We start from the raw sequence: 588 nt of genomic DNA, 5'->3' as shown, positions 1-588 counted from the left end.
GCTCGCGTGCCAGTCCAGGCCGAGCGCCGGCATGTCCAACGACACCGTGGCCTCCCGGGTGTGATGCGGGTCGAGGTTCACGACCACCAGGACGGTGTCCTCGCCCTCGCGCTTGCTGTAGGCGATGACCGCGTCGTGGTCGGCATCGTGGAAACGCAGGTTCCTGAGCAGATGCAGCGCGGGATGCTCCCGCCTGATCCGGTTGAGCGTGGTGATGAGAGGCGCTATGGAGGCACCGCTTCGCTCCGCCGACTCCCAGTCGCGCGGCCGCAGTTCGTACTTCTCCGAGTGCAGATAGTCCTCGCAGCCCGCGCGGACCGGGGTGTTCTCGCACAGCTCGTAGCCGGCGTACATGCCCCAGCTCGGCGCGAGAGTGGCGGCCAGCACCGCCCGGACCTCGAAGGCGGCACGGCCGCCGTCCTGGAGGTAGCCCGGCAGGATGTCCGGCGTGTTCACGAACAGGTTGGGGCGCAGGTACGCGGCGGTCTCGCCGGAGAGCTCGGTCAGGTATGCGGTGAGCTCCTGCTTGGTGTTGCGCCAGGTGAAGTACGTGTAGGACTGCTGGAAGCCGATCGCGGCCAGGGTGCG

1 protein-coding gene is annotated in these 588 nt (G+C 68.4%); it reads right to left on the bottom strand.

All coding sequences use genetic code 11. The features are described from left to right. On the bottom strand, positions 1-588 hold a 588-nt coding region (locus IE226_RS43780; RefSeq protein ID WP_506417430.1), incomplete at both ends, for an alpha-amylase family protein.

The sequence above is a fragment of the Streptomyces longisporoflavus genome, assembly GCF_014649775.1.
Classification (GTDB): domain Bacteria; phylum Actinomycetota; class Actinomycetes; order Streptomycetales; family Streptomycetaceae; genus Streptomyces; species Streptomyces longisporoflavus.
This window is presented reverse-complemented; position numbering and strand designations above follow the sequence as displayed.